The sequence below is a fragment of the Blastococcus sp. CCUG 61487 genome, from assembly GCF_005222955.1.
Classification (GTDB): Bacteria; Actinomycetota; Actinomycetes; order Mycobacteriales; family Geodermatophilaceae; genus Blastococcus.
The window spans coordinates 1-12,409 of record NZ_LWUA01000038.1; the positions used below are offsets into that span (position 1 = coordinate 1).

Annotated in this window: 13 protein-coding genes, 2 tRNA genes and 1 other RNA gene; 10 read left to right on the forward strand and 6 right to left on the reverse strand. The window is 74.3% G+C overall.

Features of this window, described 5'->3' with window-relative positions:
• Positions 1-45 precede the first annotated feature (45 nt).
• Both A6V29_RS03565 and A6V29_RS03570 read right to left on the reverse strand, forming a co-directional pair.
• Entirely contained in the window at positions 46-1,671 is a 1,626-nt protein-coding gene (locus tag A6V29_RS03565) for a vWA domain-containing protein (RefSeq protein WP_137159020.1), read from the reverse strand.
• Between the two features lie 109 nt (positions 1,672-1,780).
• On the reverse strand, positions 1,781-2,767 hold the full coding sequence (locus A6V29_RS03570; protein ID WP_137159021.1) for a UDP-glucuronic acid decarboxylase family protein: 987 nt from the start codon (positions 2,765-2,767) through the stop codon (positions 1,781-1,783).
• 185 nt (positions 2,768-2,952) lie between these two features.
• Between A6V29_RS03570 and A6V29_RS03575 the strand changes: the two genes are divergently transcribed.
• Positions 2,953-4,164 (forward strand): PucR family transcriptional regulator, encoded by a 1,212-nt coding sequence (locus tag A6V29_RS03575; protein ID WP_137159022.1) that lies wholly within the window; start codon positions 2,953-2,955, stop codon positions 4,162-4,164.
• 19 nt (positions 4,165-4,183) lie between these two features.
• On the opposite strand, the gene A6V29_RS03580 is transcribed toward A6V29_RS03575, so the two are convergent.
• Complete coding sequence (locus A6V29_RS03580) at positions 4,184-4,417, reverse strand: DUF2630 family protein (RefSeq protein ID WP_137159023.1); 234 nt, start codon at positions 4,415-4,417, stop codon at positions 4,184-4,186.
• A gap of 55 nt (positions 4,418-4,472) precedes the next feature.
• Entirely contained in the window at positions 4,473-5,393 is a 921-nt protein-coding gene (locus A6V29_RS03585; protein ID WP_137159024.1) for a prephenate dehydrogenase/arogenate dehydrogenase family protein, read from the reverse strand.
• A gap of 43 nt (positions 5,394-5,436) precedes the next feature.
• On the opposite strand from A6V29_RS03585, the gene A6V29_RS03590 reads away from it, so the two are divergent.
• From A6V29_RS03590 to A6V29_RS03610, 5 genes are all read left to right on the forward strand, one after another.
• Positions 5,437-6,099, forward strand: a complete 663-nt coding sequence (locus tag A6V29_RS03590) for an O-methyltransferase (RefSeq protein ID WP_137159025.1) — start codon at positions 5,437-5,439, stop codon at positions 6,097-6,099.
• Positions 6,096-6,590, forward strand: a complete 495-nt coding sequence (locus A6V29_RS03595; RefSeq protein WP_137159026.1) for a tRNA adenosine deaminase-associated protein — start codon at positions 6,096-6,098, stop codon at positions 6,588-6,590. The genes A6V29_RS03590 and A6V29_RS03595 overlap by 4 nt, the downstream gene beginning before the upstream one ends.
• Positions 6,587-7,258 (forward strand): HAD-IA family hydrolase, encoded by a 672-nt coding sequence (locus A6V29_RS03600; protein ID WP_137159027.1) that lies wholly within the window; start codon positions 6,587-6,589, stop codon positions 7,256-7,258. The genes A6V29_RS03595 and A6V29_RS03600 overlap by 4 nt, the downstream gene beginning before the upstream one ends.
• Positions 7,259-7,325: 67 nt before the next feature.
• Entirely contained in the window at positions 7,326-7,790 is a 465-nt protein-coding gene (tadA, locus tag A6V29_RS03605; RefSeq protein ID WP_212718970.1) for a tRNA adenosine(34) deaminase TadA, read from the forward strand.
• A 10-nt stretch (positions 7,791-7,800) separates the two neighbouring features.
• A tRNA-Ser gene (locus tag A6V29_RS03610) sits at positions 7,801-7,888 on the forward strand.
• Between the two features lie 69 nt (positions 7,889-7,957).
• Here A6V29_RS03610 and A6V29_RS03615 read toward each other — a convergent pair.
• On the reverse strand, positions 7,958-9,517 hold the full coding sequence (locus A6V29_RS03615; RefSeq protein WP_137159028.1) for a serine/threonine-protein kinase: 1,560 nt from the start codon (positions 9,515-9,517) through the stop codon (positions 7,958-7,960).
• Between the two features lie 28 nt (positions 9,518-9,545).
• Positions 9,546-9,893, reverse strand: coding sequence for a hypothetical protein (locus tag A6V29_RS03620; protein WP_137159029.1), 348 nt, complete (start codon positions 9,891-9,893; stop codon positions 9,546-9,548).
• Between the two features lie 180 nt (positions 9,894-10,073).
• Here A6V29_RS03620 and A6V29_RS03625 point away from each other — a divergent pair.
• The 4 genes from A6V29_RS03625 to A6V29_RS03640 all read left to right on the forward strand — a co-directional run.
• Positions 10,074-10,158, forward strand: a tRNA-Ser gene (locus tag A6V29_RS03625).
• A 70-nt stretch (positions 10,159-10,228) separates the two neighbouring features.
• Positions 10,229-10,324, forward strand: an RNA gene (gene ffs, locus A6V29_RS03630) — signal recognition particle sRNA small type.
• 112 nt (positions 10,325-10,436) lie between these two features.
• The gene (locus A6V29_RS03635; protein WP_137159030.1) at positions 10,437-11,102 is read left to right on the forward strand and encodes a YceI family protein; all 666 of its coding nucleotides are present in this window, start codon (positions 10,437-10,439) and stop codon (positions 11,100-11,102) included.
• 58 nt (positions 11,103-11,160) lie between these two features.
• Positions 11,161-12,409 (forward strand): DNA polymerase III subunit gamma and tau (locus A6V29_RS03640; protein ID WP_137159031.1); only part of this gene is annotated, 1,249 nt, incomplete at its 3' end.

The following is a 12,409-nucleotide window of genomic DNA, read 5'->3' on the forward strand; positions in this document are numbered from 1 at the left end:
GCGGTTTGTGCACTAACCGCCGGGCGGTTAGTGCACAAACCGCCGCTACTCGCGCTGGCGGAGGGCGTCGAAGAGGACGTCCTGCAGGTCCTCCTCCTCGACCGCCGAGTACGCCGAGCCGCCGGTCGCCGCGCTGATCTGCTCGAGCGCGCTGAGGTCGGCGTCCGGGCCGAGGGCGATGCCGACCACCTTCACCGGGCGCGACGGGTCGGCCTCGGCGGCGAGGGTCTCCAGCAGCGCGTCGAGGCCGATGCTGTCGTCGTCCTCGTCCGTGCCGTCGGTGATGATGACGACGGTGTTCACCGCGGTCGGGTCGTAGTCGACCCGGGCCTTGCGGACGGCGTCCAGCACGGTGTCGTACAGCCCCGTGCCGCCAGGCGTCAGGAGGGTCGGCAGCGCGTCGGCCTGCTGCTGCAGCAGGTCGCGCTGGGTGTTCCCGTCGACCTCGGTGTCCAGCGCGCGGGTCGGCACCAGCTCGCGCCAGTCGACGTCGCCCTCGAGGTCGTACGCGAACACCCACAGCCCGATCGACGAGCGGCCCGGGATGAGGGCGAGCGCGCTCTTGGCGGCGTCCCGGGCGAGGGTGGCTCGGGTGCCGCTCCCGACGGGCGCCTCCATCGACGTCGAGACGTCGACGACGGCCAGCATCCGCGACGGCGCGGCCAGCGCGGCCAGCCGGGTGAACAGCGCCTGCACCTGCTCCGGGTCGATCTCCAGCTCGGTCGGGGCCTCCTCGCGGATCCCGCTCTCCTCCGCGGCCGGGGGAGCGGTGCCGTCGGCGTCGCGGAAGCCGGCCTCGGCGGCGGCCTCGCGGGCGTCGGCGGAGGTCAGCACCGCCACCACGGAGTCGACGGCGCGGCTCTGGTCGCCGGTCGGCGAGCCGACGCGGACCACCGGGTAGTCCAGGACCGGCGAGCCCTCGGACGGGTAGACGGCGACCATCGCGGACTCGCCGTCGTGCGACGCGACCACCGTCTGCTCGGAGACCGGCACGACCGGGGCGTCGCTGCTGCCCTCGGCGGCGGACTCCAGCGCCGCGGTGGCGCCGCCCGCGGCTCGGTCGGCCGCCAGCACGGCGGCCACGACGGCGGTGTCGGCCTCCTCGCCGTCACCCGCGGAGCTGCGCAGCGCGAACAGTGCGGCGAGGGCCTCGGCGCTGCGGGCGATGTCGGGCATCGCGACGGGCTGGTCGCCGGAGAGCGCGTCGGCCCACGACGGCGGCGTCTCGTCCCAGCCCTCCGCCTCGGCGACCGCGGAGCTCGCCGCCAGCACGACCGGCGAGGTGGCCATCGACTGCACCGGCGCGAGCTCGGCGTCGCCGGCCCGCGGGAACCACATCGAGGAGTCCGGCACCCAGACGTCGGGCAGCTGGTCGGCGCCGAGGGCGCTCAGGTCACCGGCCGTCTGCAGCGGCTCCTGGGCGGTGACCTCGGCGGTGACGCAGCCGTCGGCGCCCAGCGCGTCGGGGTCGGAGAGCAGCTCGTCGGCCAGCTCGGCCAGCTCCGGGGTGACGGTCACGGCGACCGTCGACTCCGTGGCGCAGTCCTCGCCGCTGCCGGACGTCAGCCACCACACCAGACCTCCGGCGAGGAGGACGACGGCGAGCCCGGCGGCGATCAGGACGTAGGGGATCGGACGGCTGCTGCTGCTCGGATCGGCGTGACGGCCCATGCTCGCTCTCTGCGGTCGACAGGGGAACGGACGCGGTCCCCCCGAGCCGCACGGCACAGCCTAGTTGGCCCGCGCCACCGAGCGGTCGGCCCGGGCGAGTCGCGGAGGGTCAGCCGGCCCGGGACTCGCGCACGTCCAGCCGCTCGGCGAACCAGTCCACTGTCCGGCGCAGCCCCTCCTCGGACGGCACCTGCGGCCGCCAGCCGAGCAGCTCCTCGGCGCGGGTGGTGTCGGGACGGCGGACCTTCGGATCGTCCACCGGCAGGTCGATGAACTCGATGGGGGAGTCGGACCCGGTGAGCTCCACGATCCACTCCGCCAGCCGCAGCATCGACAGCTCGTCGGGGTTGCCGATGTTGACAGGGCCCGCGTGGCCGGAGAACGCCATGGCGAGGATCCCGGTGACGGTGTCGTCGACGAAGCAGATCGAGCGGGTCTGCGAGCCGTCGCCGGCGACGGTGAGCGGGCGGCCCGACAGCGCCTGCCCGACGAACGCCGGGATGGCCCGGCCGTCGTCGGCGCGCATCCGCGGGCCGTAGGTGTTGAAGATCCGGACGATCCCGGTGTCGGTGCCCTTCGACGTGCGGTACGCCGTCGTCATCGCCTCGCTGAACCGCTTCGCCTCGTCGTAGACCCCGCGCGGGCCGACCGGGTTGACGTTGCCCCAGTACTCCTCCGGCTGCGGGTGCACGAGCGGATCGCCGTACACCTCCGACGTCGAGGCGAGCACGTAGCGGGCGCCCTTCTCGTGCGCCAGGCCGAGGGTGTGCAGCGTGCCGAGGCTGCCGACCTTGAGCGTCTCGATCGGCATCCGCAGGTAGTCCAGCGGGCTGGCAGGCGAGGCGAAGTGCAGCACCAGGTCGACCGGGCCGGGCACGTGCACGAAGTCGGTGACGTCGCAGCGGACCAGCCGGAAGCCGGGGTGCTCCAGCAGGTGCGCGACGTTCTCGGGTGAGCCGGTGAGGAAGTTGTCCAGGCAGACCACCTCGACGTCCCGGTCGAGGAGGTGCTCGCACAGGTGCGAGCCGAGGAACCCGGCGCCGCCGGTGACCACCGCCCGCCGGATCGTCCGGGCGCTGCGCACGTGCTGTGGCATGGTCGCCCTCCTACCCGGCGCCGGACGGCACACACGTCGACGTCGGAGCACCCTCCGGGCGACGATTGGGTCACGAGTCCGTCCGCCTCCTCCGACCCGCTGGCGACGGTGGCGCACAATGGGCGCATCGCACAGTCGTGGTTCCGACGCGTTGTGCTGAACGACGCGTCCGAGGAGGAGTTCGAGTGCAGGCGTTCGACACCCAGGTCGCGGCTCGACTGGCGGATCTCTCGCCGTTGCTGCTCGACCAGCTCGACGCCATGACCGATCGCATGGTGGAACTGCTCTCGAAGAACGAGCCGGGGTACCGCGACTTCATCGCCCGCTCCGAGGACGACCTGCGCGCCTCGACGCGGGCCAACCTCGAGCAGGGCCTGCTCGCGCTCATCGCCGCCTCACGGGGTGCCCGGCCCGACCTCTCCACCAGCGGTGCCCGTGAGGTCGGCCGGCGCCGGGCCGCACAGGGCGTGCCGCTCGAAGCGGTGCTGCGCGCCTACCGGCTGGGCGGGCAGATCACGTGGGAGACGCTGCTGACCGTGTCCCGCCAGGCCGGCGGCCGGCACGACGCGCTGCTGCTGGAGATCGCCGGCGCCGTCTGGCGGGCCAACGACGCGGCGTGCTCCGCGCTGGCCGAGGGCTACCGGGACGAGCAGCGCCGGCTGGCCGGCATCGACGAGGAGACCCGCCAGCGGGTCCTCGACGGGCTGCTGGACGGCCGCGCCGAGGACCCCGCGTTCGTGCGCACGGCGTCGGAGCTGCTCGGGATGTCGCTGGACGGACGGCTCGCGGTCGTCGTCGCCCTGCCCTCGCCCGACGACGAGCCGGGGCTGGGCGACGTCGGTGCGGAGCTGGCCCGCCGCGGGGTGCGCTCGACGTGGGGCACGCGCTCCGGCGCGCAGGTCGGTGTCATCGCCCTCGGGCCGCAGTGCTCGCCGGACCTCCGGGAGCGGCTGCAGAAGCTCGCCCGCGGCCCGGTCGGGGTGTCGGAGGCCGCCGACGGCGCGGCCGGGCTGAGCTCGGCCTACCGGATGGCCGACACCGCGGCGCGCACCCTGCCGGCCGGTGACCGCCGGGTCGTGACCATCGACGAGCGGCTGCCCGAGGCGCTGCTCAGCAACTCCCCGGAGATCAGCTCGCGGCTGGTGGGCCAGACGCTGGGCGGCGTCCTGGCGCTGCCCGCCGAGGAGCGCGAGGTGCTGCTGGACACGCTGTCGGCGTTCCTGGCCTCGGACGGCTCCCCGACCCGCGCGGCCGACGAGCTGTACTGCCACCGCAACACGGTGATGCACCGGCTGCGGCGGATCGAGTCGGTGACCGGCCGCAAGGTCACCGACCCGCGCGCCCGCCTGCAGTGGCAGCTCGCCCTGCTCGGCGCGGAGCACCGCCGCTCGGCCTAGCCGCCGGACGAGCGGGCCGTCACTGCAGGTAGTTCTCGACGGTCCGCTCCGAGCGGACCTCGGCCTCGTCGGGGTTCTCGTCGTACTGGCGCTTCGCCCGCCGCTGGCGCAGCAGGTCCCAGCACTGGTCGAGGTCGGTCTCGACCTTGCTCATGCGGGCGCGGGTCTCCTCGGTGTGCTCGGAGCTCTCGCGGAGCCGGTGCTCCTCGTCGACGAGCGCGTGGATGCGGCTGAGGATGTCGGTCTCGTCCATGGCGAGTTGCTGCCCTCAGGCCACTGCACGAAACGGTGGAGCGTGAAACGGGCCGTCAGCCGCTCTCCGGCATCCAGCCCTCGACGAACGCGGCCAGCCTGCGGGTGACCGCGCCCCCGGCCCGCCCCAGCGCCAGCAGCGCCGCCCGTTCCAGCGGCACGCGCACCGTCCGCCGTCCGGACTGCCGGGTGACGACGGCGTGCCCGGACGCGACCAGCTCCGGCCAGGGGTGGTCGAGCTGGGCGCGCACGCGGGCGAGGGCGTCGACGACGGGGCCGGCGTTGGCCTCGACCATCGCGGTGACGAACCGGGGATCGCTGCCGATGACCCGCGTGCCGTCGCGGAAGCTGCCGGCCCCGAGGCTCAACGCCAGCGGCCCGGCGTCGGCGGCGGCCCGCGCGAGCGCGGCGGCCAGCAGGTGCGGTACGTGGCTGACGGCGGCGACGGCGGCGTCGTGCTCGGCGGCGGTGGCCGGGACCACCTCCGCCCCCACCTCGAGCGCCACCTCGGCGACCCGCAGCCACCGGGTCAGGTCGGTGTCGGGCTCCAGGCACACCGCCCAGCGCGCGCCGCGGAACAGCTCCGGGTCGACGGCGGCGTGCCCCGACCGCTCGGTCCCGCACATCGGGTGGCCGCCGACGAACCGGGTGCCCAGCGCGGGGGTCAGCTCGCGGAGCACGGGCGCCTTCACCGAGCCGAGGTCGGTGACGGTGGCGGCGGGGTCGACGGTCAGCCCGTCGAGCGCGGTGGCCATCACCGGCAGGGGGACGGCGAGGACGACGACGCCGGTGAACTCGCGGGTGATCGTCACCCCGCGGGCTGCGGCGGCCTCCCGGGCGGCGGGGTCGACGTCCCATCCCGACACCGGGCGCCCGGCCGCGGCGAGGGCGGCGGCCAGGGAACCGCCGAGCTGCCCGAGGCCGACGACGCCGACCGGGGGGACCGGCAGGGTGGGTGCCGGGGAGTTTTCCGCCATGATCGGACCCTATGACCCACCCGCTGCTGCCACCCTGCGCGCCATGACCCCGCGTTCCTTCCTCCTCACGCCGGAACTGGCCGACTACGTGCGGGCGTCCTCCGAGGCGCCCGACGAGGTGGCGGCCGGGCTGATCGCCGAGACCGCCGCGATGGCCGAGCGCGGCGAGGCCCCGTCGACGATGCAGATCGCCCCGGAGCAGGGCGCCCTCATGCAGCTGCTCACGGCGGCGCTGGGCGCGCGGACGGCGATCGAGATCGGCACGTTCACCGGTTTCTCGGCGCTGTGCATCGCCCGCGGGCTGCCGGCCGACGGCTCGCTGCTCTGCCTGGACATCAGCGAGGAGTGGACGGCGGTCGCCCGCCGGCACTGGGAGTTGGCCGGCCTGAGCGACCGGATCGAGCTGCGGCTGGGCGACGCGCTGGAGTCGCTGCGGGCGCTGCCGGCCGAGCCCACCTACGACCTCGCCTTCGTCGACGCCGACAAGACCGGCTACGCGGGCTACGTGGCCGAGCTGTACCCGCGGCTGCACCCGAACGGCGTGGTGCTGCTGGACAACACGCTGCGCGACGGGAACGTGCTCGACCCGCGGGACGAGTCCGACCACGCGCTGGTCGAGCTCAACGCCGCCCTCGCCGCGGACCCGCGCTGGGAGACGGTGCTGATGCCCCTCGCCGACGGTCTGACGATGCTGCGCAAGCGATGAGCGAACCGCCGGCCGGGCCGGCGAGCTTCGCCGTCCGCGTGAGCCGGGCCGGTGCGCGGTGGCGGGTCGAGCTGCTGGCCGAGGACGCCGGGGACGAGCTGCCCGTGCTGGAGCGCGCGCTCGGCGATCCGGGCACGTGGCCGCCGCCGTTCGTCGTCGTCGTGGACTCCCGGCTGTACTTCGTCATCCTGCGGCACGGGCCGGGGGGGATGGTGCGGGCGCTGATCTCCGACGCGACGATGCTGGAATGGGTGCTCGCCGCCGAGGTGGTGGAGCGCTACGGCATCGGCGTCGACACCGACGGCGCCTTCGACGACGACGAGAGCGGCTGGCCTGGTGGAGACCTGGACGTCTTCGCCGACGACGGGCTGCCCGCGGAGGAGCTGAGGACGATCGTGACCGCCGATGACCTGTGGGCCGACGAGATGGTGCAGCGGATCGCCGCCCGCCTCGGGTTCGCCGACGAGCTGGCCGCGGCGGTGACCGCGTGAGCGGCACCGTGTCGGCGGTCGTCTTCGACCTCGGTGGGGTGATCACCGAGAGCCCGATGACGGCGTTCGCCGCCTACGAGCGCGAGGCCGGGCTCCCCGAGGGGCTCATCCGGCAGCTCAACTCCACCGACCCGGACACGAACGCCTGGGCGCGGTTCGAGCGCAACGAGCTCGACGTCGCCGGGTTCTCGAAGGCGTTCGAGGCCGAGGCCGCCGCGCTGGGGCACCGCCTGGAGGCCAGCCGGGTGCTCGAGGCGCTCCGGGGCGAGGTGCGCCCGGCGATGGTGGCGGCGATCCGCCGCCTGCGCGAGGCCGGGTTGCCGCTCGGGATGGTCTCCAACAACGTCTCGCCGATGGAGCGCGGCGGCCGGATGGACGACATCCTCGACCTCTTCGACGTGATCGTGGAGTCCTCGGTCGAGGGGGTGCGCAAGCCGGAGCCGGAGATTTACCTGCGGGCGCTGGACCGGCTGTCCGAGGCGGTGGGACGGCGGATCGAGGCCTCCGACTGCGCCTACCTGGACGACCTGGGGATCAACCTCAAGCCCGCCCGCGCCCTCGGCTTCTCGACGATCAAGGTCGTCGACCCCGACGTGGCGATCGCGGAGCTCTCGGCGCTGGTCGGGTTCCCGCTGGACGGCGCCGCTGGACCCGGGCCCGGCAGGTGATGGTCCCGACACAGTCGGGCTCTGCTTCCTCCTGGAAGCAGAGTCCGACTGTCCGCCGGAGGACTCGGTGACCCTCGACCTCGACGGCGCGATGGGCCGGGCCCTCGAGCTGGCGACGGCAGCGCAGCAGTGGGGCGACACCCCGATCGGCGCCGTCGTCCTCGGGCCGGACGGCGCCGTGCTCGCCGAGGCCGCCAACGAGCGGGAGAAGCGCGGCGACCCCACCGCGCACGCCGAGGTGCTCGCGCTGCGCGCGGCCGCGGAGCGGCACGGCGACGGCTGGCGGCTGACCGGCTGCACGCTGGTGGTGACGCTCGAGCCGTGCACGATGTGCGCCGGCGCGAGCGTGCTCTCGCGCGTCGACCGCGTCGTCTACGGCGCCGACGACCCCAAGGCCGGGGCGGCCGGCTCGCTGTGGGACGTCGTCCGCGACCGGCGGCTCAACCACCGCCCGGAGGTGACCGCGGGCGTGCGCGCCGAGGAGTCCGCCGCGCTGCTACGCGCGTTCTTCCGCGATCGGCGAAGGCTGTAGTCTCTTCGGCGGTGGCGTGTCCGAGCGGCCGAAGGAGCACGCCTCGAAAGCGTGTGAGGTGCAAGCCTCCGTGGGTTCAAATCCCACCGCCACCGCCAGCCAGATGACGACGGCGGCGTCCGCCCGGGTCCCGAACCCGCGCGGGTGCCGCCGTCGTCGTTCCGCGGTCAGGCCGGGAAGTCGCTGTCCAGGACGAGCCGACCGTCCTCGACCAGGAACGTGAAGACGTGCGACCCGGACTCCCGCCGGCCGTCGTCGTAGCGGTACTCCAGGGTCGCCATCGCCTGGTTCGCGCCGTCGGTGGCCTGCACGTCCCGGACCCGGACGTCGGAGAACTGGTTCCAGTAGTCGATGTAGTTCTCGCGGCTGATGTTGGCGCGCAGCGTCGGCCCGGTGCGGTCCCACGTCGCGGCGGGGTCCTCGAGCACCTGCTCGTGGTAGTCCTCGAGGAAGCGCTCGATGGCGTCCGCCGTCAGCGGCTCGCCGTCCCCCTGGCCGGAGTCGCCCGCGTTGCCGGAGCCGTCCGGGTTGGCTCCGTCCTGCGTCTCGGCCGCCGGGTTCCCGCCGCCCTGCTCGCCGCCGCCCTGCTCGCCGTCGGCGGGCTCGGGGTCGGGCGCGGTCGTGGGCTCCTCGGCCGTCGGCGGGGGATCCTGTGCCTGCGTGCCGCCGTCGTCGCCGTCGGGGATCAGCAGGAACGCGACCAGGCCGGCCAGCGCGACGGCGAGCACGGCAGCGGCCACCCAGAGACCGCGGCGGCGGGAGTGCCGCTCGCGGGGTGGGGCAACGGGCGCGGGCGCGGGCGCCGGCTCCGGCTCGGTGAGCGCCCGACCGCCGGCCGGGCGCAGGTCGGTGCGGGCCAGCAGCACCGTCGTCGTGTCCCCGCCGTGCCCGGCCGCGTGCTTCACGAGCTCGTCGCGCACCTCGGTCATGGAGGGCCGCGCCGCGGGGTCGACGGCCAGCATCCGGGTGAGCGGCTGGGCCAGGGAACCCGCGCGCACCGGCGGCCGGATCGAGCCGCCGGCGACCCGGTGCAGCATCGCCAGCGCGTTCTCCTCCATGCCGAACGGCGGCTGGCCCTCCAAGCAGGTGTAGAGCGTCGCGCCGAGAGAGAAGACGTCGCTGGCCTCGGTCATCTCGTGGCCCTGGGCCACCTCCGGCGCGAGGAACGCGGGCGTGCCGGTGATCTGGCCGGTCTGGGTGAGGGTGACGTCGCCGCTGGCGTGCGAGATCCCGAAGTCGGTGATCTTGACCAGGCCGTCGAGCCGGTCGCCCTGCCCGATCAGGATGTTCCCGGGCTTCACGTCCCGGTGCACGATGCCGGCTTCGTGCGTGGCGGCCAGCGCGTCGGCCACCTGGGCGCCGATCTGCGCCACCTGGTCCACGCGCAGCACGCCGTCCTCGGTGAGCACCGCGGCGAGGCTGCGGGAGGGCAGGTACTCCATCACCAGCCACGGCGTCTCGCCCTCCTGCGCGACGTCGTAGACCGAGATCGCGTGCGGGTGGCTGAGCCGGGCGGCGATCCGGCCCTCGCGCAGGGCGCGCAGCCGCTGCTGCTCGGCGAGTTCGGCGTCGGTCTCCGAGAGCAGCACCTGCTTGACCGCCACCTGCCGGCCCAGCAGCTCGTCGCGGGCCAGCCAGACCGCACCCATGCCGCCGCCGCCGATCTGCGTCTGCAGCCGGTAGCGCTCGGCGACGAGGCGTCCGGGGGCGGTCACGGGTCGGGTCATCGGCGGAGGTCGTTCGTCCGGCGGCGGATCAGACGCCCGAGGGCACCCCGTACCGGCGCGCGTACTCCTCCTGGGCGCCGGCCGGCAGGGCGTCGTAGAGCGTGCCGAGCTCGGTGTGCACCTCGGGGTCGAGGTCGTCGAAGATCCGCTGCCAGGTCGGGGGCTCGTCGTAGCTGCGGGTGAGCAGCAGCTCCCAGGCGTGCGACTGGCGGTCGCGCTTGCCGCGCTCGGCCAGGAACTCCGACAGGTAGGCGTCCTTCGCGGCAGCCTTCTCCGTGGCGGTGGCGCCCGCCGGGAGATGAGCGGGGTCCCCACCCTTGAGGACGGCGACGATCGCGTCGACGACCTCCGGCCGCACCTCGGTGTCCTCGCTCATGTCCGCCTCCTCTCCGGGCGCCCGCGGCGGCGCTCCGACGTCCCTGCCGTGCTCATCAGCTCCGCATGCCCGCTGGTCGGGACACTCAACCACCCCGCGCCCGCGGGGGAGCGGGGACGATCTCTCCGAGAGCACCGCCGGACGAGCTCCGGGCGGACCGGTAGCATCGGGGCCGCACGTGGAGGATTCGCCTAGTGGCCTATGGCGCTCGCTTGGAAAGCGGGTTGGGGGCAACCCCTCGGGAGTTCGAATCTCCCATCCTCCGCAGCACCGGGCCCGCCTCGTCCCACCGGACGAGGCGGGCCCGTCCCGTTCGCGGGTGCTCTACAGTGGTGCCCGACCCCTCGTGTGGCGTCACCCTGTGAACCTCCCCAGGGCCGGAAGGCAGCAAGGATAAGCGGGCTCTGGCGGGTGCGCGGGGGGTCCTTTCTCTCTCCGGCCCCTCTCCCCCACCCGCGCTTTCCCAGCCGTCCGTGACGTGCCTCACAGGCCGCTGCCAGGTTCTGGCGCTTTGCTCCATGGACCGTCACGCAGGGAGGCGTCATGGGGCGACGCATCTGGTGGATCCTCGGAGGCGGCCTCGCGCTGCTCGTCCTCGCGCTGGCGCTCGGACCGGTCATCTACGCGGCCCTCGACGAGGACGCGCCGCCCGCGGAGACCGTGCGGGCGCAGCCGGAGGGGACGGTGCTCTCGGCGGAGACCGACGGGACGTGGACCGTCGCGGACGGTTCCAGCGCCGGCTACCGCGTCGACGAGGTGCTCAACGGCGTCGACAACACCGTCGCCGGGAGCACCGAGCAGGTCGAGGGCACCGTCGTCGTCGAGGACGGCGCGCTCACCTCGGCGGAGGTGACCGTCGACATCGCGAGCATCGCCACCGACAACGGCCGCCGGGACAGCTACTTCAGGGACAGCGTGATGGACGTCGCCCGGTACCCGACCGCCGTCTTCACCGTCACCGAGCCGGTGGAGCTCCCCGAGCTGACCGGCACGCCCGTCGCGATCCCGGTGACCGGGGACCTGACGGTGAAGGGGACGACGCAGCCGGTGCGGGTGGAGCTCTCCGCCGTCCGGACGCCCGACGGCGTCGACGTCTCCGGATCGATCCCGGTCACCTTCGCCGACCACGGCGTCGAGCCGCCGCGGCTCGGGTTCGTCCGGGTCGAGGACACCGGCTCCGTCGAGTTCCTGCTCCGGCTCACCCGCTGAGCCGCCCGCGGCGCCGGAACCCCGGAGAGGCGTCGGTGGGGCTGGGTAACCTCGCGGCGTGGCACTGGCCCTGTACCGGAAGTACCGCCCGGCGACCTTCGCCCAGGTGGTCGGTCAGGAGCACGTCACCGCCCCGCTGATGAACGCGGTCGACGGCGGCCGGATCAACCACGCCTACCTGTTCAGCGGCCCGCGCGGCTGCGGCAAGACGTCGTCGGCGCGCATCCTCGCCCGGTCGCTGAACTGCGAGCAGGGGCCCACGTCCACCCCGTGCGGGGCCTGCGACTCCTGCGTCGCGCTGGCGCCCGACGGCCCCGGCTCGCTCGACGTCATCGAGATCGACGCGGCCAGCCACGGAGGTGTCGACGACGCCCGTGACCTGCGCGAACGGGCGTTCTTCGCCCCGGTGAGCAGCCGCTACAAGGTCTACATCGTCGACGAGGCGCACATGGTGACCACGCAGGGCTTCAACGCCCTGCTCAAGGTCGTCGAGGAGCCGCCGGAGTTCCTCGTCTTCGTCTTCGCCACGACCGAGCCGGACAAGGTGCTGCCCACCATCCGCTCGCGCACCCACCACTACCCGTTCCGGCTGGTGCCCCCCACCACGCTGCGCGGGCTGCTGGAGAAGATCTGCGCCGACGAGCAGGTGCAGGTGGAGCCCACCGTGTACCCGCTGGTCGTCCGCGCCGGCGGCGGCTCGGTCCGCGACTCGCTGTCGATCCTCGACCAGCTGCTCGCGGGGGCGGGGCCGGAGGGCGTCACCTACACGAGCGCCGTCGGGCTGCTCGGGGTCACCGATGACGCGCTGCTCGACGAGACGATCGACGCCCTGGCCGCGCACGACGCGGCCGGGGTGTTCCGCGCGGTCGACCGCGTCGTCGAGGCCGGGCACGACCCGCGGCGGTTCGCCACCGACCTGCTCGACCGGCTGCGCGACCTGATCGTGCTGGACGCGGTGCCCGACGCCGGCAGCAACGGGCTGCTCGACACCCCCGCCGACCGGATCGACCTGATGAGCCACCAGGCGCAGGCGCTCGGCTCGGCCACGCTGTCGCGGATGGCCGACACGGTGCACGAGGGGCTCACCGAGATGCGGGGGACGACGGCGCCGCGGCTGCTGCTCGAGCTCGTCTGCGCCCGCATGCTGCTGCCCGGCACCGACGACTCCGCCGTCGCCACCCTGCAGCGGCTCGAACGGCTGGAACGGCGGCTGTCCATCGCCGGCGAGCAGGCCGGCCGCGGGGGCGCGCCTGCCGCGCCGCCCGTCGAGCGCGCTGCGCCGCCCGCTGCCGCCGCGCCTCCGCCCG